The following is a 23,495-nucleotide window of genomic DNA, read 5'->3' as shown; positions in this document are numbered from 1 at the left end:
GCAACAAATGCATTGCCTGATGTACCGCTATCGCAGGCAAGCCAGCTCCCACATTGGATCTCCAGTGTTTTTATGAATGTTGTTTGAAGGACCTTGAACCATGGACCTGACCCCTCGGGAAAAAGACAAACTGCTGATCTTCACCGCAGGCTTGGTGGCCGAGCGCCGCCTCGCGCGCGGGGTGAAGCTCAACTACCCGGAAACCATCGCCTACATCTCCGCCGCGCTGATGGAAGGCGCCCGCGATGGCCGCACCGTCGCCGACCTGATGCACTTCGGCACCACCCTGCTCAGCCGCGAACAGGTGATGGAAGGCATCCCGGAAATGATCCCGGACATCCAGGTGGAAGCCACCTTCCCCGACGGCACCAAGCTCGTCACCGCCCACCAGCCGATTGCCTGAGAAGCCGCCATGATTCGTGATGCACTTGAAAGCGACCTGCCGGCGATCCGCGCTATCTACAACGATGCGGTGCTGAATACGACGGCGATCTGGAACGAACAACCGGTGGACCTGGCCAACCGCCAAACCTGGTTCAACGCGCGCCAGGCGCAGCAGTATCCGATCCTGGTGTCGGTGGAAAACGGCGAAATCACCGGCTACGCCTCGTTCGGCGACTGGCGGCCCTTCGAGGGTTTCCGCTACAGCGTCGAGCACTCGGTGTACGTGCGCAACGACCAGCGCGGCAAGGGCCTTGGCCCGTTGCTGATGCAAGCGCTGATCGAACGCGCGCGCAGCGGCGGCAAACACGTGATGGTCGCTGCCATCGAAAGCGGCAACCACGCCTCGATCCGCCTGCATGAGCGCCTGGGTTTCATCACCACCGGGCAGATGCCACAGGTGGGCATCAAGTTCGGCCGCTGGCTGGACCTGACCTTTATGCAACTGGCCTTGAACCCGGGCGCCGAGCCGCCGAAGGAGTGACGCCGATGAACGCCGCGCAACTGCGTCGAGTCAATGCTGAAAGTTTCGCCCACTACCGCCTGGGCTTGATCGAGCTGTTGCTGGACGCGGTCAGGCATGGCGCTTCCGTGGGTTTCATGGGCGACTTCGACGAGGCCCAGGCCCGCGCCTATTTGAGCGACGTGCAGGCCAGCATCGAAGACGCCAGCCTGCTGCTGTGGGTGGTGGTGCGCGATGAACAAGTGATCGCCAGCGTGCAATTGGCGCTGTGCCAGAAAGCCAACGGCCGCAACCGCGCCGAGGTGCAAAAGCTGCTGGTGCACAGCAGCGCGCGGCGCCACGGCCTCGGCCAACAGCTGATGAACACCCTGGAACTCGCCGCCCGCCAACAGAAGCGCGGCCTGTTGTATCTGGACACCGAAGCCGGCTCCCCGGCCGAAGCCTTCTACCAGTCGCTGCGCTACACCAGGATCGGTGAGTTGCCCGACTACTGCCAAAGCCCGGACGGGCGCTACAGCCCGACCGCCATCTACTTCAAGACCCTGGGGCAACCTGCATGATTCCTGGCGAATATCAGATCCAGCCTGGCGACATCGAACTCAACGTCGGCCGCCGCACGATCAGCCTGAGCGTGGCAAACAGCGGCGACCGGCCGATCCAGGTGGGTTCGCACTACCATTTTTTCGAGACCAATGACGCGCTGACGTTTGACCGTGCGGCGAGTCGCGGCATGCGCTTGAACATTCCGGCGGGGACGGCGGTGCGGTTCGAGCCGGGGCAGAGTCGGGAGGTGGAGTTGGTGGACTTGAGCGGGGGGCGGCGGGTGTTTGGGTTTGCCGGGCGGGTCATGGGCGATCTTTAGGGCCTTATCGCAGGCAAGCCAGCTCCCACAGGTGATCGCATTCCAACGTGACAACTCGGTCCACTGTGGGAGCTGGCTTGCCTGCGATAGCTATCTCACATTCAACACAACTATTTCAGGGCACACACATGAAAATCAGCCGCCAAGCCTACGCCGACATGTACGGCCCCACCGTCGGTGACAAGGTCCGCCTGGCCGACACCGAGCTGTTCGTCGAAGTCGAACAGGACTTCACCGTCTACGGCGAAGAAGTGAAATTCGGCGGCGGCAAAGTCATCCGCGACGGCCAGGGCCAAAGCCAACTGCTCGCCCACGAAGTAGTCGACACCCTGATCACCAACGCGCTGATCATCGACCACTGGGGCATCGTCAAAGCCGATGTCGGCCTGAAGAACGGGCGCATCCACGCCATCGGCAAGGCCGGTAACCCCGACATCCAGCCCGGCGTGACCATGGCCATCGGCGCCAGCACCGAGGTGATTGCCGGCGAAGGCATGATCCTCACCGCCGGCGGCATCGACAGCCACGTGCATTTCATCTGCCCGCAGCAGATCGAAGAAGCGCTGACCAGCGGCGTCACCACCATGATCGGCGGCGGCACCGGGCCGGCCACCGGCACCAATGCGACTACTTGCACCTCCGGCCCGTGGCACCTGGCGCGCATGCTCCAGGCCAGTGATTCGTTCCCGATGAACATCGGCTTTACCGGCAAGGGCAACGCCAGTTTGCCGGAGCCATTGATCGAACAGGTCAAGGCCGGCGCCATCGGCTTGAAGCTGCATGAAGACTGGGGCACCACCCCGGCGAGCATCGACAATTGCCTGAGCGTCGCCGACGAATACGACGTGCAGGTGGCGATCCACAGCGACACCCTCAACGAGTCGGGCTTTGTCGAAACCACCCTCGCCGCGCTCAAGGGCCGCACCATCCACACCTACCACACCGAAGGTGCCGGTGGCGGCCACGCGCCGGACATCATCAAGGCCTGCGGTTTCCCGAACGTGCTGCCCAGTTCGACCAACCCGACGCGGCCATTCACGCGCAACACCATCGACGAACACCTCGACATGCTGATGGTCTGCCATCACCTCGACCCGAGCATTGCCGAAGACGTGGCCTTCGCCGAAAGCCGCATCCGCCGCGAGACCATCGCCGCCGAGGACATCCTGCACGACCTCGGCGCGTTCTCCATGATCAGCTCCGACAGCCAGGCCATGGGCCGCGTCGGCGAAGTCATCACGCGCACCTGGCAGACCGCCGACAAGATGAAAAAACAGCGCGGCCCGTTGCCAGGCGATGGCCCGGGCAACGACAACTTCCGCGCCAAGCGCTACATCGCCAAGTACACCATCAACCCGGCGATCACCCACGGCGTGAGCCACATTGTCGGCTCCATCGAAGTGGGCAAGTGGGCCGACCTGGTGCTGTGGCGCCCGGCGTTCTTTGGTATCAAGCCGACCCTGATCCTCAAGGGCGGCGCGATTGCCTCGAGCCTGATGGGCGACGCCAACGCCTCGATCCCCACGCCGCAACCGGTGCACTACCGCCCGATGTTCGCCAGTTTCGGCAGCTCATTGCACGCCACCAGCCTGACCTTCATCAGCCAGGCCGCCCAGGATGCCGGCTTGCCCGAAGCCCTGGGTTTGAAAAAGCAGATCGCCGTGGTCAAGGGTTGCCGCAACGTGCAGAAAACCGACCTGATCCACAACGATTACCTGCCTGACATCGAGGTGGACCCGCAGACCTATCAGGTCAAGGCTGACGGGGTGTTGTTATGGTGTGAGCCGGCAGAGGTGTTGCCGATGGCCCAGCGCTACTTCCTGTTTTAGGCCAGTGCGGCCAGGTCATCGGCGCCGGACAGTTGATCGGCGCATGCGTTTCGGGCAACTGCGCCAGGGGGTTAGCCTCCCATCAGCTCGGCGGAAGTGCCCGGCTGGTTCGGGTCGCGGGCGGTTGCGGTCAATGCCGCCTCTGCTTGTTGCGAGAGGGCGATCCTGGTGTTGGTTTCGTCCGCCTGACTCTGTGCGGCCAGTTCCTGCGCCGCGGCGGCATAGTCCTCGGCGTGATGGTCTGGATGCTCCAGCCCAAACGTCGTGCGGCGTTCTTCATTGCGCTCTGCCAAGGCCGCGAAGGCATCGGGATAGCGCTCTTGCAGGTACCCCACCCAGAAATCACGCAGGATCAGGTTTTGGTGAAAAGCGGGCAGCTTTTCCTTGTCCTTGATCTCTCGGGCAAGCTTCTTCATGGGCTCGCCGCTGATCGGCTTGTCATAAATCATGCTTTTAGGCACGCCCGGCAACTGCAATTCACCCTCAAGCCCAATGAGGTATTTAAGGCGCACTTCCGCCGGGTCTCCGGGCTTTGCACCGGCCAACAGTTCGACCTGCTCCAGACGGAACAGGCTGCGTGACAAGTCGAGTAACGCCTTGCCCTTGAGGGTGAGGTCGGTTGGGCTCACGCCGTTCAAGGCATTGAACACATAGACGCGGGTTTCCATCTGGCTGAAACCGAGCGCCCGCCCATCGGCGCAGGTGTTCTGGGTCCTGGCGATCTCGAACAGCTCTTCGCGCAGCTCGGCATTGCTCGCCGCCGCTTCCATCACACCCCAGATCCGGTGCGTCAACGAGGCGCGGAAGGATTGGTAGTCCCGGGTCTGGCGCGCCAACGACAACAGATTGAAAAACGCCGCGTTGTCGGGTTCTTCCGCCAGGCTGTTCCACAGTTGCGTGTTGTGCGCGCGCTCGCCGTTTGGCAAGTGTTCGATCCACGGTTGCAGATCCCCTGCCGTGACCTGCGGCGCACCCAGCGCCTCGTCGGGCACAAAAGGTTGGGGCGCGGCGCCCCAGCCACTGCTTTCACTGTCGTTGCCACTGTCACTGGTCCCAGGGTGCTCCAGGTCATTGATCAACTGCTGGATATCCGCCGCGCTCAAGCCCAGCGCACGGTCACTGCCGGTGCGCTCGGCATACGCCTGCAAGCGCTGGAGATCTTCCAGGGGCAAGCCGAAGTTGTCGGTCAGGTTGACGCCCGCCATCAGGCGGTCGTGCGCGCCTTCCAGTGCACCCGGGGGAATCGATTCAAGCTGATTGCTGCTCAGTTCCAGCGCCCGTAGTGCACTCGCCTGCAAGGTACCTTGCGGCCACTCGGCCAACTCGTTGTTGCTCAGGTTCAGGGTGTGCAAATGGTTGAATTGATCAACGCGGAAGTTGTCCAGGTCGCAATAGCTCAAGTCCAGCCACTGCAATTGCTCAAGGTGCACCAATGTGGCGTACAGCAGTTCCGGATCGTTGACCCCCACGGCCGACAACTCCAGGCGGCGCAGTTCGGCCATGGCGACCACGGCATCCGGAAAAGTGTGCAGCGGGTTGCTGCTCAACACCAGGGTATTGAGCCGGGGAAACGCCCTGAGGAAAGCATTGGAACCCTGCCCCGAGAGTTGCACGCCGTTCAGGTTCAAGCTGTCGATATGGTCCAGCGTGAGCGCCAGGTCCGGCAAGTCGCCGAGGATCATGCCGTGGAAACTCAGCTCACGGTTCGCCAGCACCCCCGACACACCGTCGAGCCACCGGGCCAGGATATCCTCAGCGGCCAACTGACGGGTGTTGGAGGTCACCAGCATGTCGTGGCCCAGGCTGAAGCGACGGGTGAATATCCAGTCATTCAAGCGCCGTGTCAGCGCCCCATGGGCCTGTTCCCAGGTCCCGATGCGTTCCCGCACTTGCAGGTCACTCAGCCCTTCGCCGCGCAGGCGTTCAAGCCATTGCCCAGCCCTTTCAGCCCCCAGTGCCGGGTGCAGGCGTTGCAGCTGCTGCTCCAGCGAGAGCGTGTCGTGGCCGGTATCTGTCGCCATTATCGGCAACAACTGCTGAGTCAGGCTGCTGGCACTTTCCTCGGGCGGAAATACATCATCGACGGGGCGCTGTTCGAACAGGCTCAACGTGCCGTCGGAAAGCCCCCACCGTTGCTCGATGCGCTGGCGCGCTGTCGCCAGCCGCGATTGTGCCTCGGCGGTCAAGGGTGCGCCAGACAGGTTGCTGTTGAGCAAGATGCGGTCGTGGGCCAGGACGCTGTCCGGCAGATCGGCAAGCTGCGTACTGCGCAAGTCCAGCCACTCAAGCGCAGGCAATAGCTGCGCCCCCGTCGGCCACGCAGCCAATGCGCTGCCGTGCAGGTTCAAGGCCTGGAGTTGACGCAAACCGCTGACGTCCAGGGTGGCCAAAGGGTTGTTGCTCAGGTCCAGATGCCTGAGGAACGGCCAGTCCCCCGGCGCCATTGTCAACTCGGTCAAGCCACAGCCGCTTGCATCCAGCGAATGCAGGGCGGTAAAGCCACGCATGAAGGCGCTCAATGCGGCGCTGGGTACTTGGGCGTTCGACACACGCAAGTCGGTCACATGGGTAAAGCTATCGGCGGCGAGTCGAGGCAGTTCGCTGACCACCATGCCGGGCAAGCTCAGTGCCGGCGCCTGGCTGACGTCGTAGCGGACATGCAAGCCCTGGTACCACTGGCTGCGCAAGGCGTAGTCAATCGTCGCACGGTGGCTGCGCTCGACCGGGTCCGCACTCTGAAGCACCCAGCCTTCAAGGCCTTCGGTCAGGCCGGCGTACTCGGTACTCAGCGCTTCTATCGCGACGAACCGCTCCTGAGTGGTGGGCCAACGTGCAAAAAACTCGGACCGCAGTGCCGCATCATTGGCCGGGTTGCTGAGGGCGGGCCGACCAAGGTGCCCATAGAATTGGCCGACGCAATAATCCCTGACCATTTCATCCTGGTCCATCAGGTGCTCCGGGTGGCTTTCGATATAGGCATAGGCCGCCTTGAACCGCTCGCGCATGAACCGCGACCACTTCAAGGACAGGCCCGGCCACAGCCGCTCATGCCCCGGCTCAAACAGTTGGGGGGGAAGTTCATCGATGTCCGAGCCCTTGAAGTCCAGGGTGTGCAGCTCTGGAAGATCGAACACCCCCAACGGAAATACGTGTTGCACGCTGCCTGACAGTTTCAGGGTATGCAGCTGGCTCATTCGGCTGACATCCAGCGGCCGCAACAAGCGATGGGTTGAGTTCAGGGTCAACTGTTGCAGGCGGGTCAGCCCTTCCAGCCGGGTTTGCTCTTGCGCGCCCAGGCTTTCCACGCCCTCGATGTGCAGGCGGGTCAGCGCGGGCAAGCGCTCCATGGCGCCCAGCACATTGCCCATCGCCGTGTTGGTCCCCACCAGGCTCAATGCCTGCAGGTGGGGAAAATGATCAAGCAGCTGTTCGCTGTTCTCAAGCAGCCGACGCCCGCGCATCGTCAACGTCCGCACATGGGAAAAATCTGCGCTTAGCGGTGGCAGCGCCTCGTCGCCGTTAAGGACCAGATCGGCATGCCCGGGCAACTCCGGCAAGGGGCCGCGTTGCCAACAGCGCTTGAGCGCACTGGCCATGCGCAAGCGCGGGTCCATCGCCGGATGGCTGCGCAAAAACAGATCATCCGAAACCGTGGCCGCCCAGGTGTCCAGCGTGGTGTTCAGTAGATTCCACTCGTTACGGCGATTCTCCAGCAGGGTAAAAATCTGCGTGTGGCTGCTGCCTTCGCGGACCCTGCCCAGCACAAACGCCTCGGCCTGCTCTGCGGTCATGTCCGGGTAGAGCGCCTGGGCCCGCAGGGCCAGCGAAGACACTGCGCCCTCCCCACGGCCACTGGCTGGATACCCCAGCTTGTTCGGCGCAATACGCTGCGGCGGCTTGAACCAGGATTGCCTGGCGACGGCGCCCTCGACGATCTGCGCCGACGCCACCGGATGCGCCACCGCGTGGTCAATGATCGCGCGGCGCAGGGCCTGGCTCTGCCCGACATGGGGCATGCCCAGGGCCTGGCGCGCATCATCAGGCAAGGCATGCATCAGTGATGCGTAAAAGTTATCGCCATGGCGCGGCAGGCTGTTGAGGGCCTCGCCACGCTCGTCGAACGCCTGATAGATCGGGCCTCGCTTGACCAGGAACTTGCGCTGGGGCGCGTCCAGGCGGCCGATGCCGTCCAGCAAGGCGCCTTTGACATTGCCGTCGCGCACTTCCAGGCGTACCTGGTCCGACCAGCCTGGCAGTGTGCTCAAGGTATGCAGTGCCAGGCGCTTGCTGCTGGCGGCGGTCAGGTTTTCCATGTGCAGGCCGGCATAGGCATGCCCCAGGCGGCCCTGGCGCTGATGCCAGCGAATCTGTTCCTGCATGGCCAACGGCACACGTCCGGTGCTGTGCAGGTGGTGCAGTTGCGCCACGTCGCTTTCGGCCAACACGCTGTGCGCGGCAGGCTCGCTCAGGCCGGGGTACAGGCGTTGCAGCTTGGCGACGCTGGGGTCGGGCGCTTCGGTGCCCCTGTACAGGCTGTCGAACAGCGCCGGCTGACGGCTACGCGCGTAGTCGGCGAGTTGCTTGCGAAACGCCATGGGCCGGTTGTCACGCACCCGCGCCGCTTCGCCGCCAAGCAGGCCGACGACCTCGGTTTCATCCAGCGCGGCGAGGATCTGTGCCGGCAGCTTGCTGCCCACTACATCGGCGCGGCTGATGCGAATCGCCGGTTTTAGCCTGGCGCCACGGAGCAGCCGTTCAACGCCATAACGTTGCGAATGGCCCGTGAGACCCGGGCCGTCAAATACCTCCAGTATCCGGCCGACGGGCCAGCGCGGCATTGCCGTGACCAGCGGCAGGGTGAACAGGTAACGACCGTCAACGGCCTGGCCGCTGCTGACCTGTTCGATCACCTGCGCCACATCCTGGTCGGCCCTGAACAAGCGCAAGGCATCGGCCAACTCGGGCGGCGGTGAGGCGTTATCCACATGCATTTTGCGCAGGGCGTCATCACCGGTGCCGCTGATGTCGGCGATGTTGAGCAGTTGCTCATCGCTGAGGCCGTCCGCCATGGGCCCCAGGCGTCGCAACAGGGTGATGCGGTCCCAGGCCTGCGGTCGCTCCGACACCCGGCGCCAGGCACCCGCGCCATTGTGGCTGAGCAGCGGTTGGTAGGCCTGGAGATCAGTGGGGTGCTGGAGGCGCCAGCGCTCAAGGGTGCTGTCGAAGGTTTTCTCGTAGAACCTGCCCGACTGGCGGATGTAGCTTTTACCGTTGAATGAGTACTCACCCAAGGCGTTAGGCCCCATGTGGCTCGGCACCTTGACGGGGCTTTCATAGCCGCTGAGGTCCGGCTTGCACAAACTCGCTTTGCCATCGTCCAGCACAATCGGGTCAAGCGCTTCGATCAACGGCTCGGGCTTGGCCGCAATCACCTTGGACACGACTTTCCCACCCACCGCCATCAACGCGATAAACGCCAGGTTTTCAGCCACATCCACCAGATGCGCCTTGGCCGCGCGACGGTCGCCCTCACTCCATGCCAGGGTCCCGGCGAAGGTTTCGTAGAGCAGTTGCCCGGCCATCACCGCCAGCATCACTTCGCCCAACACCGGTACGAACATCGAGACCACATTCAATGCCAACAGGCCGATATTGAGCAGCTTGGCGAGCTTTTGCGAACGCACGCGGGCATCGACATCGGCCGTGGGCACGGCATGGCGGCGGGCATCGGCGAGGGTCTTGGCGCGATGTTGCTCGAACAGATAGCCCCACAGGTCAATGTTGTCGGCCCACACGCCATGGCCTTTGCGCGACAAGGTGATGGGGTTGAGAAACGGCTGCGGATTGGGTCGCCTGGCCGTCGGAGGGGCGGGTGGCCATTCTCGGACAGAGGTAAACATCGCGAACGGGTTGATCCCCTTGGACAACTCGTTGAGCAGCGACGCATAGGCCGCCAGCTTTTCCCCCACCGTGAGCGCCTCGACGTCCTCGGTCAGCGCGTCGAAGTACGCAGGCAGGTCGCCATAGGCGACAAATTGGCTGAAAAACCGCTGGTACGCCGTGGGGCTGCCATCGCCCGGGTCGGGGGTATCGCGTGCGGCAAAGCGCTGCGTGAACATCGCCACCATCTCGGCCCGGTTGTAGCGTTTCAACGGATGGTACGGGTCGTGGGGGATGTAGAGGATCACGTCATCGGCATAGCGGTACTTCTCGCAAATGACGAACGCCACGCAGCCGGTCATGCGTTTTTTCATCAGGCCGAGGTCGTTGAACCACACCTGCTTATCGCCCATTTTGGGATGGAGCTCACCGTCGATCACCGAGGTGATCATCTGGTAATCCGCCGGCGTAATGTCTTTTTTCAACAACGCCGTTTCCGCGGCCGCCGCCAGGTCGGCCTTGCGCGCGGTACTGAACTTGAGCCGCAGCGCCTGTTCCGCCACGCCATCCGTGGGGTACAGGAAATCGTCGAGGTGGCGCTGGTACTGCGCGCCGATGTCCAGCGAGCGGCACAACCCAGTGAACTGCACCACCGTCAACGCGGTGCTGAGCGGCTCGGTGTCGCCGGCTGTCGTTTGCTGGAGAAAGCCCGACGACGCATGAAACGCCCCCACCTCGCACTCCCTGGCTTCGAAGTTGTGCAACGCGGCCTGCAACAGCGGCAGGCGCAGCACTTCAAAACTGCCGATGGTGGTGCCAAGCACTCCGAACTCGATGGGCTTGCGCAGGTGCAGCAATGTCTTATGCACATCCAGTTGCACGCCGAATTGCTCTTGCAACGCCTTGACCAGCAGCGGCTCGGCGAAGGCGTCGATGTCTTGCAGCGGCGCCATGGCCTTGTCGAGCACAGTCTGGGCCGTGAAGCTGGCAGTGAATTGCTGGTACAGCGCCTGGCGCTGGCTGGGTGAGGCACGCTCAAACCAATCCGGCAGCGCTGCCGGTGTGCCTTTGAATTGGGCACGGCGGGACGGCGTGGCATTGATCAGCCAGGCCGGGCTGGCCTGTTCAAGGTAGTTGCGGTGGATGCTTTGGGTCGCCGCCGGCGGGCTGGCGGAAGACAGATCGGCCATGATGTTGCTCCAGTAAAAAGGAGCCTCAGCACATCATGGCCGACGAAGGGAGCCGCGCTAGATAGTTAGCGCGGGGGCTATTTCAGAAGTTTTCCCGTGGGTTGAACGCGGCCTTTTTCGCCAGTTCCTGCCACAGGGCGATGGTCTCGTCATCCGCCTGCTTGGGCATTACTGCCTTGAGCTGGATGTACAGGAAACCTCGCTCCCCAGCCTTGTTCAGCAAGCCATGGCCCTTGGCGCGCATGCGCTGGCCGTTCTGGCTGCCGGCCGGCACCTTGAGGTTGATCTTGCCAGTCAGCGTCGGCACGGCCACTTCGGCGCCCAGCGCCAGTTCCCACGGTGCCAGTGGCAAGGTGATCACCAGGTTGTCGCCTTCGACTTCGAACTTCGAATGCGGCGCAAACTTGATGATCAGGTACAGGTCGCCATTGGCCCCGCCGCCAATCCCCGGTGCGCCCTGGCCTTTGAGGCGGATGCGCTCGCCGTCGGCCACGCCGGCGGGGATCTTCACGTTCAGGCTCTTGGTGGTGTTGCTGACGTGACGGCCCGAGGCGTCGTACTGCGGCACCTGGAAGCTGATCTGCTTGGACTCGGTGGACAGCGTCTCTTCCAGGGACACGGTCAGCTGCATCTCCACGTCCTGGCCCTTGCGCCCGGTCGGACGGCGTTGGCCGCCGCCAAAGGCATCGCCACGGGAGCCGAAGATCGAGCTGAAGAAGTCCGAGAAGTCGCCCTGGTCCTGGCCGCCGCCAAAGCCGCCACGGCTCTGCCAGCCCGGTGGCCCCTGGAACGGCTGGCCATGCTGGCCGTATTTGCGCAGCTCGTCGTATTCGGCGCGCTTGTCCGCGCTTTTGAGCGCCTCGTAGGCTTCGGACGCGTCCTTGAACTTGGCTTCGGCGTCTTTTTCCTTGCTCACGTCCGGGTGATATTTGCGCGCGAGCTTGCGGTACGCGGCCTTGATTTCCTTGTCGTCCGCGCTCGGCTCGACACCCAGAATCTTGTAGTAGTCTTTGAAATCCATCGGCGGTTCACCATCCTTAATCGAGATCGCACAGCCCGGGGCACAACGTGCGGTGGTTTGCACCTGTTGAGTCTTGTGGCCTGGGGGTGCGTCAAAGTGTTATCGGCGCTTGCCGTATGCAGCAGATGTGGGGGCGAATCGCCAGGTTTCAAGCAAGATTTAACAGATGGTTGGCCTACGCATCCGCCCTCGACTGGCATACACTGCGCGGCCGTTTTTCAACCGGAACCTGATTGTCATGGAAAACCCATCCCCAGCCCGTGCCTGCGGCATCGACTTTGGCACGTCCAACTCCACCGTCGGCTGGATCCGCCCCGGCGAGGAGACGCTTATTGCGCTGGAGGACGACAAGATCACGCTGCCGTCGGTGGTGTTCTTCAACTTCGAGGAACGCCGCCCGGTGTACGGTCGCCTGGCGCTGCACGAGTACCTGGAAAACTACGAAGGCCGGCTGATGCGCTCGCTCAAGAGCCTGCTGGGTTCCAAGCTGATCAAGCACGACACCAGCGTACTCGGCACGGCGATGCCGTTCACCGACCTGCTGGCGCTGTTTATCGGCCAGCTCAAGAGCCGCGCCGAAGCCAACGCCGGCCGTGAGTTCGAAGAAGTGGTGCTGGGCCGCCCGGTGTTTTTCGTCGATGACGACCCGATGGCCGACCAGGAAGCCGAGAACACCCTGGTGGATGTGGCGCGCAAGATCGGCTTCAAGGACATCTCGTTCCAGTACGAGCCGATTGCGGCCGCGTTCGACTACGAGTCCACCATCCAGAAGGAAGAGCTGGTACTGATCGTCGACATCGGCGGTGGTACGTCCGACTTCTCCCTGGTGCGCCTGTCGCCGGATCGCCGTCACAACGACAACCGCCAGAGCGACATCCTCGCCACCGGCGGCGTGCACATCGGCGGTACCGACTTCGACAAACAGCTCTCGTTGAACGGCATGATGCCGCTGTTCGGCTACGGCAGCCGCATGAAGAGCGGCGCCTACATGCCCACCAGCCACCACATGAACCTGGCGACCTGGCACACGATCAACTCGGTGTACTCGCAAAAATCCCAGCTGGCATTGGGCAGCATGCGCTACGACATCGAAGACACCGGCGGCATCGACCGCCTGTTCAAGCTGATCGAACAGCGCGCCGGGCACTGGTTGGCCATGGAAGTGGAAGAAACCAAGATCCAGCTGACCCACGAAGACAGCCGCCACGTCGCGCTGGACCGCATCGAAGCGGGCCTGAGCGTGGACCTGAGCCGCGCGTTGTTCGAGTCGTCCATCGACGCCTTGCTGGAGCGCGTGCGCGGTAGCGTGACGCAGTTGCTCAACGACGCTTCGGTAAGCGTGGCGCAGGTGGACACGGTGTTCTTTACCGGCGGTTCCAGCGGGATTCCGGCACTGCGCCACAGCATCTCGGCGATGCTGCCGAATGCGCGGCATGTGGAAGGGAATATCTTTGGCAGCATCGGCAGTGGGTTGGCGATTGAGGCCAGCAAGCGGTACGGCTACTGAGTTTCACCTGAAAGACCGTGGCGCCCCTATCGCGGGCAAGCCCGGCTCCCACATTTGACTGTGTTCACAAATCAAAATGTGTAAACACAGTCAATGTGGGAGCGGGCTTGCCCGCGATAGCGTCAGCCCAGGCAACACAGCGCTTAAACCATCCCCCCAAGCTTCAACTCACTCTTGAGATACGCATAATAAATCGGCCCCGCCACCACTCCCGGCAGGCCAAACGCCGCCTCAAACACCAGCATCGCCAACAACAACTCCCACGACTTGGCACTGATCTGCCCGCCGACGATCCGCGCATTGAGGAAGTACTCGATCTTGTGGATCACGATCAAATAGCCCAACGCCGCCACCGCCACCCAGATCGACAGCGACAACGCGACAATGGTGATCAGCGTGTTGGACATCAGGTTGCCGATCACCGGCAGCAGGCCCAGCAGGAAGGTCAGCACGATCAGGGTTTTGGTCAGCGGCAGGTGAATCCCGCACAACGGCAGCACCACGGCGAGGAACACGGCGGTGAAGGCGGTGTTGAGCGCGGCGATCTTGATCTGGGCGAAGACGATATTGCGAAAGGCCTGGACCAGCAGGTGCAGGCGGTCGAACAGCGCGGCGGCCAGGGGTTTGCGCTTGGTCAGGTCGGGCACGCGTTGCAGGGCGATGATCGCGCCGAGCACCATGCCGATCAGCAGGGTGACGAACATGTGGGCGGCGTCTTTGCCGACCAGCTGCAGTTCGCTCAGGTGTTTGCTCATCCAGTCGCCGATGGCCACGCGGAACTCGGCGGCGCTGGCGGGCAGGTAGGCGTCGATAAACGGCGGCAACTGGCCGCGTGCGCGGTCGACCACGCCCATGAATTTGTCGAGGGAAGCCCCGGGGTTTTCTGCTTCGTGGAGCAGGAAGCTGATGGCACCGGCAAAGATCAGGGTCAGCACGCTGACGATCAAGGTGCCCAGCAGGGCCACCGCCAGCCAGCGTGCGCGCCGGCCTTCGATCAGCCGTTGCAGTTGCGGGGTGAGCATATTGACCAGCTCGAACACCAACAGACCCGCCAGCAGGCTGGGCAGTAATTTGAGCGGCAGTACCAGCAGCAGTCCGCCGAAAATGATGATGTAGCTGGCCAGCAACAACACATGACGCTGAGAAAACGTTGGCATACAGCCTCAAAACAAACGGCGTTAAAGGATGGGCAGTCTGCCAGCCTTGAGGGAATCAAGCGAGTGGGTAGGTTGTGAATGCGATCAAGTGTGGGAGCTGGCTTGCCTGCGATAGCATCACCTTGGTCTCACTGATAGACCGAGGTGCCTGCATCGCAGGCAAGCCAGCTCCCACACAAGCCAGCTCCCACATTTGATCTTCATTGGCTGTGAGATCGTGATCAGCCTTTGAGGCAAGTGCTCATGAAGGTCTTGCGCGCATCGCCGGCCAGCGCCTTGGTCTTCGCCGTCGCATTGCAGTCTTTCATCTTCTGCTGCTGCGGCGTCAGGGTCTTGGCGTCATTGGCCGCCGGGGCCGACAGGCAGGTTTTCATGAACGCCTTGCGGTCGTCGCCCTTGAGCGTCTTGGTGGTGGCTTCGGCATTGCAGGTGGTCATCTTGTTTTGCTGGGCAGTGGCGGCAAAGCCCTGGGAACACAGCAGCAGGCCCATCATCAACAACGGAATTCGCAGCATCTTCATGGAGTTTTCTCCCTGTTACCGTGCCGAGGGGCACAGCCTATGCAGCAGTGTAGTCAAAGCCTGTTACATCTTCACCGACTTCGGATATTCGACCGCCGGTACTGCTCAGGCGTGCAACCAGCGTGGCGCTGGAACATCGCAATAAAGGCCGAGGCGGTGCTGTAGCCGAGGTCGAACGCCACATGTTGCACGCTGTGTTCACTATCGAGGGCTTCGATGGCCGCCAGGTAGCGCAGGCGCTGGCGCCATTCACCAAAGCTCATGCCCAGCTCGCGCACAAACTGGCGCGCCAGGGTACGTTCGCTTACGTGGACTTGCGCCGCCCAGTGGGCCAGCGGGCGATTGTCGCCGGGATCGGCCTGCATGCCTTCCAGCACACCGAGCAGGCCGGGGTGACGGGCGTAGGGCAGGAAGCACTCGTGGATCGGCGCCTGCCTGAGCTGGTCCACCAGCACCTGGGCCAGGCGGATATCGGCTTCGCTCTCGGGGATATTCACGTCGCGTTGGGCGAAGTCGCTGAGGATCGCCTTGAGGATCTCGCTGATCGCCAGGGTGCACGGCTGTGGCGGCAACTGGGCGCAGAGTTCAGGGGCCAGGCCCACCGAATGGTAGACGATGGCCTCGGCGTTATAGGAGCTGTGCTCGGTGTGCGGCGGCACCCACACCGCGTACTGCGGCGGCGACATAAAGCGGTTGCCGGCCACTTCCATGCGCATCACGCCGCTGGCGGAGTAATCCAGCGAACCCCAGCCGTGCTGGTGCGGGGTGCACTCGGTGTCGGGGGCAAAATCGGAGTAGCGGAAGTAGACCGGGCTGGGCAGGCTGGCAAAATCCGCGAGGCGTACGGTGTGTCTGGCCATATTGTCCGGATACAAAGGTCGTTTGTCTGGATCGCAGTATAGGCTTCGATCCAGACAAGGGATAATCCCGGCTCATCAACACACCTGGTTTCTTCCGATGCAATACGCGTATCCCCTGCTGGCCATCTTCATCTGGGCCGGCAACACCGTGGTCAACAAACTGGCCGTAGGCACGATCTTCCCGGCGGAGATCGGCTTTTACCGCTGGCTGCTGGCGGCGCTGCTGTTTACGCCGTTCATGCTCAAGCCGGTGCTTGCCAACTGGGCGCTGATCCGCCCGAACCTGGGCAAGATCGTCATTCTTGGCGTGCTGGGCATGGCGGTGTACCAGAGCCTGGCGTACTACGCCGCGTCGCTGACCACGGCGACCAACATGGGCATCATCCTGTCGCTGATGCCGTTGATGGCGCTGACGGCGGCGATCATCAGCCTCGGCCAGCGCCTGACCTACGGCGCCCTCACCGGTGCCGTGCTGTCATTCGCCGGCGTGGTGGTGGTGGTGTCGTCCGGCAGCCTGGGCGCGTTGCTGCAACATGGGGTCAACCTGGGCGACGCGATGATGCTGGTGGCCACCCTGGCTTATGCGGTCTACAGCACCCTGCTGAAAAAATGGCAACTGCGCCTGCCGCCGTTGGTGTTGCTGTATTTGCAGGTGCTGGTGGCGGTGGCGGTGTTGTTTCCGCTGTTTCTGTTCTCGCAGAAAGCCGGCCTTGGCCGGGCGAATATTCCGCTGGTGATGTATGCGTGCGTGCTGGCTTCGATGCTCGCGCCGTTGGCGTGGATGCATTCGGTGAAGACCCTGGGGCCGAGCCGGACCACGCTGTTTTTCAACCTGCTGCCGTTGATTACGGCGCTGATTGCGGCGGTGGTGTTGAAGGAAGAGTTGGCGCTGTATCACCTGGTGGGTGGCTTGCTGACGTTGGGCGGAGTGATTTTGTCGGAGCGTTGGACCACGCCGGTGCGGGCAGCCTGAGCCGACGCTATCGCAGGCAAGCCAGCTCCCACAGTTGAAATGCATTCCCCTGTGGGAGCTGGCTTGCCTGCGATGAACGATAACGCGGTCTACCTGCTACACCCCTGCGGCCTTCAGCCTCTGCGCATGCTCCACAAACAAGCGGATCGGCTCCGCCCCCTTCCCCACCAGCCCCATGGACTGGTTGACGATATCAAAGTGATCCAGGGGAAAGTCATCCCCAATCACCACCCCCAGGTGTGAGCTGTAACGCCCGACCATGCCATCACACTGGCCCTTCTCGCGCACAAAGCTGCGGGCGAACAGGCGACAGCTGCGGTTTGTGCCGTCGAACAGGTTGCGGCCACGGTCGGTGATGCCCGGCTGCAAGGTGCCGGACCACGAGTAGTAACGCACGCCATTGACCTCTGCGGCCCCCTGCCCGCCCCAGGTGTCGGGCAAGCCTTGGGGATACTGGCGGTTGAACAGCGCCACCCCGGCGCTGGTCAGCGAATGGTGGGACGCCTGCAAGTCTGCCTTGAAACGCGGCCCGCGATAGCCGGTTTCCAGCACGCCCATCACCCACGCGACCACATGGAACAGCGCACTCATGAGCCGCCCCTTCACGCCGTCGATGGGGTAATGGAGGTGGATATGGTCCGCCAATTCCGAACCATGATTGGGTCCGGCCACCGACGTCACCGACGCCACCCACTCCGGGCGTTTGGCCGCTGCATAACGTGCGGTCAGCGAACCCTGGCTGTGGCCGATCAGGTTGACCTTGTCGGCGCCGGTCTCCTCACGAATCCGTTCGATCCGCGCCAGCAACTGCTCGCCGCGCACCTCGCTGGCATCCAGCGGCGCGACCTGCACGGCAAACACCTGCGCCCCGCCCGCGCGCAACGCCGGGACGATGCCGTACCAGTACGGGAACCACACCAAACGCACAAACCCGAGCATGCCGGGCACCAACACCAGGGGGTAACGCGTGGCTAACGACTGCGGCATGGGGCGAACGTCCTTGATCAGGAAAGGATGACGAGAGGTTAGCCGAGCCCCACGACGAGGTTGTGACATAAATCCAATAAAACTTTTTACTGCGGCCAACACTCACAACGTTGAGCGATCACGCCAGCAGAGCGTGGCGCAAAACCGGATTAGCCCCAGGAGATCGAGATGACTGAAGTTCAACTGACCGACGTTGCCACCCTGCGCAGCCGCGCCCGCAAGAACGTCGAAAACGGCGCGGTGACCGAAGGCTATGACGCCGACCGCAAAGAAATCATCCGCTTGCTCAACGAGTCGCTGGCCACTGAACTGGTGTGCGTGCTGCGCTACAAGCGTCACTACTTCATGGCCAGCGGCCTCAAGGCATCCGTCGCGGCTGACGAGTTCCTGGAGCATGCCACCCAAGAGGCCGAGCACGCCGACAAACTCGCCGAGCGCATCGTGCAGCTGGGCGGCGAGCCGGAGTTCAACCCGGACCTGCTGTCGAAGAACTCCCACGCGCAGTACGTGGCCGGCAAGAACTTGAAGGAAATGGTCTACGAAGACCTGGTGGCGGAACGGATCGCGGTGGACAGCTATCGCGAGATCATCCAGTACATCGGCGACAAAGACCCGACCACACGCCGGATCTTCGAAGACATCCTGGCCCAGGAAGAAGAACACGCCGATGACATGGCGGACATTCTGCAAGGCCTCTAAGCAACAACACATAGCAATGTGGGAGCTGGCTTGCCTGCGATAGCGGTGTTTCAGTCGACATCTTCAGTGACTGACTCACCGCAATCGCAGGCGAGCCAGCTCCCACATTTTTGATCGTTCCCACCTGTTAGTGTTGACAGTAGATTCCCCATCGCAGAGGGGGGTAATCAGTGATCCCAGCATTCGCCAACAATACCGTTGGCCGAACGAATGTGGGGTAACCGCTCATGAAGAGTATCCGGTTCGTTGCAACGGCCTTGGCCACGCTGCTGATAAGCCACGGTGCCCAGGCCCTGGATGCCAACGAAGAAATCACCCCTAGCAGCGAGGGGTTCAAATACTGGGTCTACGCGGTGACCTGGCAGCCAAGTTTCTGCAAGTTGAAACCCGAAACGACAGGCTGCGATAAACCGCCGCAAAAGTTTCTCACACACGGCATATGGCCCTACAACGACAGCATGGGGCAGAAAACCAACCGTCACCCCGCCTCTTGCAACACCGCCCCCAGCTGCCAATCAACCACTGCCTGCGATATCAGCGACGACAAGCTAGAACAGATTGCCAACACCCCCGCCATCGCTCAGCTAGTCACTGTAGCCCCGCAAGGGATGTTCAGATATGAATGGAAAAAACACGGAACCTGCTCAGGCCAAACAGAAAGTGACTATTTCAATGAAATCGTCAGACTCCGCAAATCCGTGATGTACCTCGAGCCCATGTTCAATAAGTGGATCGGCAGCAGCGTGGCGTTCGCCCAGTTGAGGAACGCATTTCCCACCCATGCCTCCTTCCGTTGTTTCGTCCTGAACGGCAAGCAGTACCTGCATGAAGTCTTCTACTCAATCAATCAGGACGGCACCCCCTATAAAGGTAATCCTGCCCTTCAGATTGGTATCCCCTGCGCAAATCAGGAGACGTTCATTCCTGCTGGAGTCTAACCCTTCACCGTTTTCGGGGCTTTGCCTTCTTTCATCTGCTGCAACAACGGCGCGCACTGGTTCGGCACATCCCCGCTCGGCGCGATCAACGCCAGCAAGCCCGCTGCCGGGCCGACGATCACCCCCAGCGCCACCATGCCCGCACCACGCAGCATCAGCGGTACCGCTTTCACGCCGGCGTTGGGCTTGATGAACGGGCCATTGACGTACAACGGTGAACGCAGGGAGAACAGGCGAAAGCCTTTCGATTCCGGGGTGATGGTCAGGTCCAGTTGCTCGGTGGCCATGTTCGCGGTGCCGTCGATGTAGATGATGGCGTTCTCGGTATCGAACACAAACAGGCGGGTCGTGGCCAGGCCGGTCTTGATGCCGAAGTCGGCGGCCGCGCAGTTGATCTTCACTTCCTTGTCGCCAAACAGGCGACCCACCACGTAGTTGCCGACGTTGAGCCCGGCGATTTCCATCAGGCCACGGCTGATGGCGCCGTCGTTGATCAGCATCTTCAGGTCACCATTGGAGCTGCCCAGCAGCGCCGCCACGGAATTACCGCGCCCGGCAATGTCGGCGTCGCCATTGAGTTCGCCGAAGCTGGTTTTCATCGGTTCGAAGGTCGGGAACAGCTGCTTGAGCTTGAAGTTGCGCGCGGTGAGTTTGGCGCGGCCTTCCATGGGCGTGATGCGGCCGTTCAGACGGATCTGCGCGTCGAGCTTGCCGCCCGCCACGCCGAAGCGCAGGGGTTCGAGGCTCAGTTGGCCGTCGTTGAGCACCAGGTGGGTGTAGAGGTCGGTGAAGGGCAGTTCGGCGCTGTGCACGATGCGTTTGCCGGTGAATTCCACGTCGGCGTCCATGTCGCGCCAGCGTTCGGTGCGGAACTCTTCCACCGGCAGCACCTTGGTCGCCGGTTGTTTGCTTTCACCGCCACGGGCCTTTTGCTTGGCGTTGGAGTCGGCGCCGATCAAGGGCGCGAGGTCGGTCATCAGCAGTTGGTTGGACACCAGCGCGCCGCTGAGCTTGGGCCGTGGCTGGCTGGCGACATAGGCGAGGTTGCCATGGATATCACTGTTGCCGATCTTGCCGTTGAAGTTTTCATAGGTGAATGACGCGCCGCTGGCTTCGTGCAGCTTGGCGATCAGGTGGCCGTCGGTGGCATAGGCCGGCGAGTCCGGCAGGGTCACGCCGGTCAGTGGGTACAGGTTGCCGAGGCTTGAGCCGGCGAGTTTCAGGCGCAGGTCGAGGGCGCCGAGGTTGAGCGGGTCGGTCAGGGTGCCGGCGAGAGCGATGCTGGTATCGCCGACCTTGACCTGGGCTTGCAGCGGGAACGGCTTGGCCGCGTCCTGCAGGGCGAGCAGGCCGCCGATCTTGCCGCTGCCGTCGAGTTTCTGCCCGTGGTACTGGCCTTTGACCTTGAGGGCGAACGCATAGTCTTGCGGCGCCGCGCCTTTTTCCAGGGCTTTCTTGGCATCCGCGTCGCCGACGATTTCGCCGAAGGGGATCGGTTTGCCCAGGGGGTCGATGATCACATCGAGCTGGGTCTTGAGGGTTTGGTCGTCGAGGGTCACATGGCCTTTGTCGAAGCCGATGGCACCGATGTCGACCACCCAGTTGGACGGTTCGGCGTTCGGGTCCTTGGGGTCGAACTTGAAGGTCCAGTTGGCGCGGCCGTCGGCGAGGCGCTGCAATTCGGCGCTCGGTTCCGTCAAGTCGATACGCGGGATCACCACGCGCTGTACCAGCAAGGCCAGGGGCGAGATGCGCAGCTCGACCTTTTTCAGGGTGACCATCTGCGGTTTTTTCGACCAGTCGGGGTTGCCCAGGCTCAGGTCCTCGGCAATCACATGGGGCCATGGCACCCAGGCACGCCAACCGCCTTCATCGGGCTCACGCGCCCACACCACCGCCAGGTTGCCGTTGATGGCAAACGGGCGATGCAACTCTTCGGAGACCTTGGCATTGATCTGCGGCTTGATGCGGTTCCAGTCGAAGAACGCCAACACCAACACCACCACGGCGATTAATAGAACGAAGCTGGCACAGCTCCAAGCGACGATTTTGCGCGTGCGCGTCATTGCACAGGACTCCTGAATACGACCGGCTGGGTGACAGCCTTTTAAGACAGCTTATAGGACTACGACTGGCAATCCGCGCGGGGGTTTAACCCAATCGCGCATTTGCCGGGAAAAACCCGTTTTTCTGACCACCTCGACAGATTCCCCCTACGACGACGCACCATTGTTACCCGCGCGCGTGTCGAAAATACCCACCCCGGTGCAAAACCGCGGGCTTGAGAGGTGCGAGTTAGAGCCTCCGCCGAGAACAATCAATTCTGTTGATTATTACCATTGTGTTTATGAACTTTTATATCGACTTATCGAGAGTAGCATTAGCCCTGTACCCACTTTATCGCCCTCCCAAGGAGCAACCCATCATGAAACGCCAAGTACTCGCTACCGTCCTGCTGTCCGTCCTGGCTTCCAGCGCTTTTGCCCTGCCAGCCGCCGAACAAGCGACCCCACAGAACAAGGCTCAAGCCGTGCAGTCCAGCCAGACCCTGGCCCGCAGCGGTTCGCAAGAAGAAGAAAACCGTGACTACGCCAAAGGCGCTGTCGCTGAAAACGGCCGCAACCGCCTGGAAGAGAAAGGCCTGGTTGAAGGTGGCGCCGAGCAAGCCAACAAACGCGCTTACACCGAAGGTGTTGCTGAAGGTGGCCGTGATCGCCTGGAACAGAAAGGCCTGGTCGAAGGTGGCGCTGAACAAGCCAACAAACGCGCGTACACCGAAGGTGTTGCTGAAGGCGGCGCTGATCGCCTGAAAGAACTGCACGAAGCCCAGAGCTAAGCCTGTGGTGGCCCATAAAAAAGCCCGATCCGTCGATCGGGCTTTTGCTTTGCTGTAGACCGCGTCACGCCCCACCCCGCGCAAGTTCGACGCCGATGAAGCGGTTTTGCTAGAGTGCGTCGCTGAACTTGCCGACAAAGCCCGCCCACCATGCTGCCCCGCGCCGAACAGAAGCAACAGACCCGCCTCGCCCTGATGGACGCAGCCCGCCATCTGATGGAGTGTGGCCGTGGGTTTGGCAGCCTGAGCCTGCGCGAAGTGGCCAAGACGGCCGGCATCGTGCCCACCGGTTTCTATCGCCACTTTGCCGACATGGATCAGCTTGGGCTGGTGCTGGTCAGCGAGGTCGGCCAGACCTTCCGCGCCACCATTCGCCTGGTGCGCCACAACGAATTCGTGATGGGCGGCATTATCGACGCGTCCGTGCGCATCTTTCTCGATGTGGTGTCGGCCAACCGTTCGCAGTTCCTGTTCCTCGCCCGTGAGCAATACGGCGGCTGCCTGGCCGTACGCCAGGCCATCGGCGCCTTGCGCGAAGACATCACCCGTGACCTCGCGGCCGACCTCACACTGATGCCCAAGCTGCAACACCTGGACGGCGAAGGTTTGCATGTGATGGCCGACCTGATCGTCAAAAGTGTGTTCGCCACCCTGCCCGACATCATCGACCCGCCTGCCCAGGCCCTGCCTGCGCACCTCACGCCTCAGGCGAAAATCACCCAGCAACTGCGCTTTATCTTTATCGGCCTCAAGCATTGGCAGGGGCTGGGCAGCACTGAGTAAGCCGGTCAGCCCGCCGAGTGAAAGCGCTTGGCCGTGGTGTAGTGCTTGTTCCAGTAGCTGTTGCTCAGCGAATCGATACGGATGCTTTTGCCGGTGCGCGGCGAATGGATGAATTTGCCTTCGCCGATGTACAGCCCCACATGACTGACCTGCCCCCGCCCATTGCCCTTGAAGAATACGGCGTCACCCGGCTTCAGCGCATTGCGCGCGATGGTGGCGGCACTTGAACGGTGCATCGCCGCCGTGGTGCGTGGAATCTGGATATTCGCCTCGGTCTTGAACAGGTAGACCAGAAAGCTGCTGCAATCGAACCCTTGCTGCACCGAGGTGCCCCCGAATTTGTAAGGCGTGCCCAGCAGTTCATGGGCGCGGTCTACCACTCCGTTGATGGCCGTCGGGGCGAAGGTGGGATGGGGCTGCAAATTGGCCGAAGCCGAGGAGATGGAGAAAGACAGCCCGATGATGACTAGACAAAAAAATGACTTGAGCATGATAAGCGTCGCGGCAAATTAAACACGGCGCGAATCCTAAATTCTCATCACGAAGCG

The 23,495-nt window shown here is 62.1% G+C and carries 19 protein-coding genes; 11 read left to right on the top strand and 8 right to left on the bottom strand.

Annotated features, from left to right (window positions below; all coding sequences use genetic code 11):
* Positions 1-100 precede the first annotated feature (100 nt).
* The 5 genes from ureA (at position 101) to ureC (ending at position 3,595) form a co-directional block, all read left to right on the top strand.
* On the top strand, positions 101-403 hold the full coding sequence (gene ureA / locus B348_RS0118255; RefSeq protein ID WP_017737515.1) for an urease subunit gamma: 303 nt from the start codon (positions 101-103) through the stop codon (positions 401-403).
* Between the two features lie 9 nt (positions 404-412).
* The gene (locus B348_RS0118250; protein WP_017737514.1) at positions 413-925 is read left to right on the top strand and encodes a GNAT family N-acetyltransferase; all 513 of its coding nucleotides are present in this window, start codon (positions 413-415) and stop codon (positions 923-925) included.
* Between the two features lie 5 nt (positions 926-930).
* A complete protein-coding gene (locus B348_RS0118245; RefSeq protein ID WP_017737513.1) occupies positions 931-1,464 on the top strand; it encodes a GNAT family N-acetyltransferase in 534 nt (177 codons plus the stop codon).
* Positions 1,461-1,766 carry an urease subunit beta gene (locus B348_RS0118240; RefSeq protein ID WP_017737512.1) on the top strand — a complete coding sequence of 102 codons (306 nt, stop codon included), beginning with the start codon at positions 1,461-1,463 and terminating at the stop codon, positions 1,764-1,766. Before B348_RS0118245 ends, B348_RS0118240 begins: the two co-directional genes overlap by 4 nt.
* Before the next feature lie 128 nt (positions 1,767-1,894).
* Positions 1,895-3,595 carry an urease subunit alpha gene (ureC, locus tag B348_RS0118235; protein ID WP_017737511.1) on the top strand — a complete coding sequence of 567 codons (1,701 nt, stop codon included), beginning with the start codon at positions 1,895-1,897 and terminating at the stop codon, positions 3,593-3,595.
* A 71-nt stretch (positions 3,596-3,666) separates the two neighbouring features.
* On the opposite strand, the gene B348_RS0118230 is transcribed toward ureC, so the two are convergent.
* Both B348_RS0118230 and B348_RS0118225 read right to left on the bottom strand, forming a co-directional pair.
* Complete coding sequence (locus B348_RS0118230; RefSeq protein ID WP_017737510.1) at positions 3,667-10,665, bottom strand: NEL-type E3 ubiquitin ligase domain-containing protein; 6,999 nt, start codon at positions 10,663-10,665, stop codon at positions 3,667-3,669.
* 82 nt (positions 10,666-10,747) lie between these two features.
* Positions 10,748-11,686 (bottom strand): DnaJ C-terminal domain-containing protein, encoded by a 939-nt coding sequence (locus B348_RS0118225; protein ID WP_017737509.1) that lies wholly within the window; start codon positions 11,684-11,686, stop codon positions 10,748-10,750.
* A gap of 238 nt (positions 11,687-11,924) precedes the next feature.
* On the opposite strand from B348_RS0118225, the gene B348_RS0118220 reads away from it, so the two are divergent.
* The gene (locus B348_RS0118220; RefSeq protein WP_017737508.1) at positions 11,925-13,193 is read left to right on the top strand and encodes an Hsp70 family protein; all 1,269 of its coding nucleotides are present in this window, start codon (positions 11,925-11,927) and stop codon (positions 13,191-13,193) included.
* 143 nt (positions 13,194-13,336) lie between these two features.
* On the opposite strand, the gene B348_RS0118215 is transcribed toward B348_RS0118220, so the two are convergent.
* The 3 genes from B348_RS0118215 to B348_RS0118200 all read right to left on the bottom strand — a co-directional run bounded on the left by B348_RS0118215 (position 13,337) and on the right by B348_RS0118200 (position 15,731).
* Positions 13,337-14,350: an AI-2E family transporter gene (locus B348_RS0118215; RefSeq protein WP_017737507.1), complete on the bottom strand. Its 1,014-nt coding sequence runs from the start codon at positions 14,348-14,350 to the stop codon at positions 13,337-13,339.
* A gap of 221 nt (positions 14,351-14,571) precedes the next feature.
* Entirely contained in the window at positions 14,572-14,871 is a 300-nt protein-coding gene (locus B348_RS0118205; RefSeq protein WP_017737505.1) for a PsiF family protein, read from the bottom strand.
* 71 nt (positions 14,872-14,942) lie between these two features.
* Positions 14,943-15,731: a helix-turn-helix transcriptional regulator gene (locus B348_RS0118200; RefSeq protein WP_026136874.1), complete on the bottom strand. Its 789-nt coding sequence runs from the start codon at positions 15,729-15,731 to the stop codon at positions 14,943-14,945.
* Between the two features lie 97 nt (positions 15,732-15,828).
* Between B348_RS0118200 and B348_RS0118195 the strand changes: the two genes are divergently transcribed.
* Positions 15,829-16,704 (top strand): DMT family transporter, encoded by an 876-nt coding sequence (locus tag B348_RS0118195; protein ID WP_017737503.1) that lies wholly within the window; start codon positions 15,829-15,831, stop codon positions 16,702-16,704.
* A gap of 96 nt (positions 16,705-16,800) precedes the next feature.
* Here B348_RS0118195 and B348_RS0118190 read toward each other — a convergent pair whose 3' ends face one another.
* Positions 16,801-17,691, bottom strand: coding sequence for a triacylglycerol lipase (locus B348_RS0118190; protein ID WP_017737502.1), 891 nt, complete (start codon positions 17,689-17,691; stop codon positions 16,801-16,803).
* A gap of 168 nt (positions 17,692-17,859) precedes the next feature.
* Between B348_RS0118190 and B348_RS0118185 the strand changes: the two genes are divergently transcribed.
* Both B348_RS0118185 and B348_RS0118180 read left to right on the top strand, forming a co-directional pair.
* Positions 17,860-18,390 carry a bacterioferritin gene (locus B348_RS0118185; RefSeq protein ID WP_017737501.1) on the top strand — a complete coding sequence of 177 codons (531 nt, stop codon included), beginning with the start codon at positions 17,860-17,862 and terminating at the stop codon, positions 18,388-18,390.
* A gap of 227 nt (positions 18,391-18,617) precedes the next feature.
* Positions 18,618-19,328: a hypothetical protein gene (locus B348_RS0118180; RefSeq protein WP_017737500.1), complete on the top strand. Its 711-nt coding sequence runs from the start codon at positions 18,618-18,620 to the stop codon at positions 19,326-19,328.
* Here B348_RS0118180 and B348_RS0118175 read toward each other — a convergent pair.
* The gene (locus tag B348_RS0118175; protein ID WP_017737499.1) at positions 19,325-21,394 is read right to left on the bottom strand and encodes an AsmA family protein; all 2,070 of its coding nucleotides are present in this window, start codon (positions 21,392-21,394) and stop codon (positions 19,325-19,327) included. The two genes, B348_RS0118180 and B348_RS0118175, sit on opposite strands and share 4 nt — an antisense overlap.
* A gap of 359 nt (positions 21,395-21,753) precedes the next feature.
* Between B348_RS0118175 and B348_RS0118170 the strand changes: the two genes are divergently transcribed.
* Together B348_RS0118170 and B348_RS0118165 are read left to right on the top strand one after the other, a co-directional pair.
* The gene (locus B348_RS0118170) at positions 21,754-22,164 is read left to right on the top strand and encodes a hypothetical protein (RefSeq protein WP_017737498.1); all 411 of its coding nucleotides are present in this window, start codon (positions 21,754-21,756) and stop codon (positions 22,162-22,164) included.
* A gap of 150 nt (positions 22,165-22,314) precedes the next feature.
* On the top strand, positions 22,315-22,947 hold the full coding sequence (locus B348_RS0118165; RefSeq protein WP_017737497.1) for a TetR family transcriptional regulator: 633 nt from the start codon (positions 22,315-22,317) through the stop codon (positions 22,945-22,947).
* Between the two features lie 5 nt (positions 22,948-22,952).
* Here B348_RS0118165 and B348_RS0118160 read toward each other — a convergent pair whose 3' ends face one another.
* Positions 22,953-23,438: a C40 family peptidase gene (locus B348_RS0118160; protein WP_017737496.1), complete on the bottom strand. Its 486-nt coding sequence runs from the start codon at positions 23,436-23,438 to the stop codon at positions 22,953-22,955.
* Positions 23,439-23,495 lie beyond the last annotated feature (57 nt).

The organism is Pseudomonas sp. CBZ-4 (genome assembly GCF_000346755.1).
Taxonomy (GTDB): Bacteria; Pseudomonadota; Gammaproteobacteria; order Pseudomonadales; family Pseudomonadaceae; genus Aquipseudomonas.
This window is presented reverse-complemented; position numbering and strand designations above follow the sequence as displayed.

Excerpts from the sequence above, each read along its gene's own strand:
- B348_RS0118225 (WP_017737509.1), bottom strand. The coding sequence starts at position 11,686 with ATGGATTTCAAAGACTACTACAAGATTCTGGGTGTCGAGCCGAGCGCG.
- B348_RS0118190 (WP_017737502.1), bottom strand. The coding sequence starts at position 17,691 with ATGCCGCAGTCGTTAGCCACGCGTTACCCCCTGGTGTTGGTGCCCGGC.
- B348_RS0118215 (WP_017737507.1), bottom strand. The coding sequence starts at position 14,350 with ATGCCAACGTTTTCTCAGCGTCATGTGTTGTTGCTGGCCAGCTACATC.
- B348_RS0118195 (WP_017737503.1), top strand. The coding sequence starts at position 15,829 with ATGCAATACGCGTATCCCCTGCTGGCCATCTTCATCTGGGCCGGCAAC.
- B348_RS0118245 (WP_017737513.1), top strand. The coding sequence starts at position 931 with ATGAACGCCGCGCAACTGCGTCGAGTCAATGCTGAAAGTTTCGCCCAC.
- B348_RS0118230 (WP_017737510.1), bottom strand. The coding sequence starts at position 10,665 with ATGGCCGATCTGTCTTCCGCCAGCCCGCCGGCGGCGACCCAAAGCATC.
- B348_RS0118250 (WP_017737514.1), top strand. The coding sequence starts at position 413 with ATGATTCGTGATGCACTTGAAAGCGACCTGCCGGCGATCCGCGCTATC.
- B348_RS0118160 (WP_017737496.1), bottom strand. The coding sequence starts at position 23,438 with ATGCTCAAGTCATTTTTTTGTCTAGTCATCATCGGGCTGTCTTTCTCC.
- B348_RS0118240 (WP_017737512.1), top strand. The coding sequence starts at position 1,461 with ATGATTCCTGGCGAATATCAGATCCAGCCTGGCGACATCGAACTCAAC.
- B348_RS0118220 (WP_017737508.1), top strand. The coding sequence starts at position 11,925 with ATGGAAAACCCATCCCCAGCCCGTGCCTGCGGCATCGACTTTGGCACG.
- ureA (WP_017737515.1), top strand. The coding sequence starts at position 101 with ATGGACCTGACCCCTCGGGAAAAAGACAAACTGCTGATCTTCACCGCA.
- B348_RS0118205 (WP_017737505.1), bottom strand. The coding sequence starts at position 14,871 with ATGAAGATGCTGCGAATTCCGTTGTTGATGATGGGCCTGCTGCTGTGT.
- ureC (WP_017737511.1), top strand. The coding sequence starts at position 1,895 with ATGAAAATCAGCCGCCAAGCCTACGCCGACATGTACGGCCCCACCGTC.
- B348_RS0118200 (WP_026136874.1), bottom strand. The coding sequence starts at position 15,731 with ATGGCCAGACACACCGTACGCCTCGCGGATTTTGCCAGCCTGCCCAGC.
- B348_RS0118175 (WP_017737499.1), bottom strand. The coding sequence starts at position 21,394 with ATGACGCGCACGCGCAAAATCGTCGCTTGGAGCTGTGCCAGCTTCGTT.
- B348_RS0118170 (WP_017737498.1), top strand. The coding sequence starts at position 21,754 with ATGAAACGCCAAGTACTCGCTACCGTCCTGCTGTCCGTCCTGGCTTCC.
- B348_RS0118180 (WP_017737500.1), top strand. The coding sequence starts at position 18,618 with ATGAAGAGTATCCGGTTCGTTGCAACGGCCTTGGCCACGCTGCTGATA.
- B348_RS0118165 (WP_017737497.1), top strand. The coding sequence starts at position 22,315 with ATGCTGCCCCGCGCCGAACAGAAGCAACAGACCCGCCTCGCCCTGATG.
- B348_RS0118185 (WP_017737501.1), top strand. The coding sequence starts at position 17,860 with ATGACTGAAGTTCAACTGACCGACGTTGCCACCCTGCGCAGCCGCGCC.